The sequence below is a fragment of the Streptomyces prasinopilosus genome (genome assembly GCF_001419695.1).
Classification (GTDB): domain Bacteria; phylum Actinomycetota; class Actinomycetes; order Streptomycetales; family Streptomycetaceae; genus Streptomyces; species Streptomyces prasinopilosus.
In genome coordinates, this window is the sequence record NZ_LIRG01000158.1 from 1 (window position 1) to 2,532 (window position 2,532).

4 protein-coding genes are annotated in these 2,532 nt (G+C 70.6%); 3 read left to right on the forward strand and 1 reads right to left on the reverse strand.

Annotated elements, in window-relative coordinates; genetic code table 11:
- Positions 1-255 precede the first annotated feature (255 nt).
- The 3 genes from AOK18_RS07985 (at position 256) to AOK18_RS07995 (ending at position 1,873) form a co-directional block, all read left to right on the forward strand.
- Positions 256-711 carry a BlaI/MecI/CopY family transcriptional regulator gene (locus AOK18_RS07985; protein ID WP_055571232.1) on the forward strand — a complete coding sequence of 152 codons (456 nt, stop codon included), beginning with the start codon at positions 256-258 and terminating at the stop codon, positions 709-711.
- Between the two features lie 9 nt (positions 712-720).
- Positions 721-1,254: an amino-acid N-acetyltransferase gene (locus AOK18_RS07990; RefSeq protein ID WP_055571231.1), complete on the forward strand. Its 534-nt coding sequence runs from the start codon at positions 721-723 to the stop codon at positions 1,252-1,254.
- 283 nt (positions 1,255-1,537) lie between these two features.
- Positions 1,538-1,873 (forward strand): histone-like nucleoid-structuring protein Lsr2, encoded by a 336-nt coding sequence (locus AOK18_RS07995; RefSeq protein ID WP_055571230.1) that lies wholly within the window; start codon positions 1,538-1,540, stop codon positions 1,871-1,873.
- Here the strand turns inward: AOK18_RS07995 and AOK18_RS08000 are convergent.
- Complete coding sequence (locus AOK18_RS08000; protein WP_055693868.1) at positions 1,852-2,529, reverse strand: SCO3374 family protein; 678 nt, start codon at positions 2,527-2,529, stop codon at positions 1,852-1,854. The genes AOK18_RS07995 and AOK18_RS08000 overlap by 22 nt on opposite strands.
- Between the last annotated feature and the right edge of the window lie 3 nt (positions 2,530-2,532).

A 2,532-nucleotide genomic window follows, 5' to 3' on the forward strand; every position in this document is an offset into this window, starting at 1 on the left:
GGACGCCGCCGTGGACGCGGCCCTCGCCCGCGCGGAGGTCCCCCACCAGGCCGCCGCCAAGACCGACACCTGACGCGCCCACCGCCCGCCCGCGGGCGGTGCGGGCGGCGGACCCGGCGTACGGCTCGCTCACGAGTCGTACGCCCTTTTGCTCACGGCTGCGGATTTTCATACGGGCTCACCACGCCACCGGGGTGATTGCGCACTATTGTCTGATGTGTGCCTCGCCCCCTGGGAGAACTCGAAGACGCGGTCATGACGCGGGTGTGGAAGTGGAACCGCCCGGTGACCGTCAGGGAAGTCCTCGAAGATCTGCAGAAGGAACGGTCCATCGCCTACACCACGGTGATGACCGTTCTGGACAATCTCCATCAGAAGGGCTGGGTGCGCCGTCAGGCGGAAGGCCGGGCCTATCGATATGAGGCGGTCTCCACCCGCGCCGCGTACGCCGCCGCACTGATGAACGAGGCGTGGTCGCAGAGCGACAACGCCGCCGCCGCACTCGTCGCCTTCTTCGGCATGATGAGCGAGGAACAGCGGCAGGCCCTCACGGATGCCATACGCGTCGCACGCCTTCCGGAAACCGGGGAACAACGCCGGCCGGCGGAACAGGCGGAAGCCCCCGAACAGGCGGGATCGCCCGAACAGTCCCCGCCCGCGGAACCCTCCGCCGAGAACCCCGCCGCGGGCGAGGGCCCGCACGGACGATAACGTCCGCTCATGTCAGCAGACAGCCCGGATGTCACCGCGAAAGCCATCACCGTCCGGCGGGCCCGCACCAGCGATGTCCCCGCCGTCCGCCGCCTCCTCGACGCCTACGTCCGCAAGGGCATCCTGCTCGACAAAGCGACGGTGACCCTTTACGAGGCCATCCAGGAGTTCTGGATCGCGGAACGGGACGACAACGGGGAGGTCGTCGGCTGCGGCGCGCTGCACGTGATGTGGGAAGACCTCGCGGAAGTCCGCACTCTCGCCGTGAAGCCCGGGCTGAAGGGCGCCGGCGTGGGGCACCGCCTGATGGAGAAGTTGCTGCAGACCGCCCGCCGGCTCGGTGTTCGCCGCGTTTTCTGCCTGACCTTCGAAGTCGAGTTCTTCGGCAAGCACGGCTTCGTGGAGATCGGTGAGACGCCCGTCGACACCGAGGTGTACGCCGAGCTGCTGCGTTCCTATGACGAGGGTGTCGCGGAGTTCCTCGGTCTCGAACGCGTGAAACCGAACACTCTGGGCAACAGCCGGATGCTTCTGCATCTGTGATCACCGGTGTTCCCACCCGACGCCTTGCGGCGGGGGTCCCGGTGCGCCGTCCCAAGGCATATTCCGTACCGCTTCCGCACCACGGGCCTTGCCCGGTTCCCTATGTCCGAAACGCGCACGTTTCCCGGCGGTGCGCTGCAGTGGGTCCGCCCCCGGGGTTTGTGTTTTTCCGGCAAAAGCGGTTTGCTTTCCGACGTACTGCAGTAGTGCATATAACAGGGGACGGCGATACGGCGGACGCCGGTACACCCAGGCCCTGACGTTATCGATGAAAGGAAATCCGGTGGCACAGAAGGTTCAGGTCCTTCTTGTCGACGACCTCGACGGCGTCGAGGCGGACGAGACCGTGACGTTCGCGTTGGACGGCAAGACATACGAGATCGATCTCACCACCGCCAATGCGGACAAGCTCCGTGGCCTTCTCGAGCCTTACGTGAAGGGCGGCCGCCGTACGGGAGGCCGTGCTGCGGGCGGGCGCGGAAAGGCACGTGCGACTTCCGGCGGCAACCAGGACACCGCGGCGATCCGCGCCTGGGCCAAGGAGAACGGTCACGAGGTCAACGACCGCGGCCGTGTCCCCGCGGCCATCCGCGAGGCCTACGAGCGGGCCAACGGCTGACCGTCGGCCCGTCCCGCCCCGCACACCCCGGCCGGTGGCCGGCCGCGGGCGCGCAGGAGCCGGATCCGGTGGCACTGCGTGGCCACCGTGTTCACCAGCCGTACGAGATCGGGGGCGTCCCCACGGGGCCCCGTCGCCGACAGCGCCGGCAGCGAGGCCTCGACCTCGCGCCCCGGTCCGGGGGGCCGCAGCCACACGGCGGCCCCCTGTGAACCGACGCTCCCCGGGGAGGGCGCCCGGACGGGACCGCGGCCGGCGGCTCCGGGGGGCGGCGGAGCGTCGATGAGACCGCCCGTGCCGATCGCGGTGAGATCGAGGGCCAGGGTGCCCCACTCCAGCCAGGCGAGCAGCCCCGGCAGCTCCTCCGCGCTGCCCGCGGCCACCAGCAGCAGCATCCGCCCGCCCCGCAGGGCCACCGGAAACTCCCCGGCGGCGGGCCCGGCCCGCCCGGCGCCCTCCGGGCGCCCCGGACGTTCCAGGCGCCCCAGCGCCGCGCGGCCCGCCTCGGCGGGGACGTCCAGGACGTCGAAGCGCACTCCCACCGACAGACGCACCGGAGGACCGGGCACCGTCGGCCACCCCTGTTCGTTCTCGTACCAGTGCCGGACCGGATCGCCCGGGGCGCCGGGGGCATCCGCTCCGGCGCCCCGGGCGATCCG

What these genes read in the sequence shown, in the direction of transcription:
- AOK18_RS07985 (WP_055571232.1), top strand. Translation starts at nt 256, where the DNA reads ATGACGCGGGTGTGGAAGTGGAACCGCCCGGTGACCGTCAGGGAAGTC.
- AOK18_RS07990 (WP_055571231.1), top strand. Translation starts at nt 721, where the DNA reads ATGTCAGCAGACAGCCCGGATGTCACCGCGAAAGCCATCACCGTCCGG.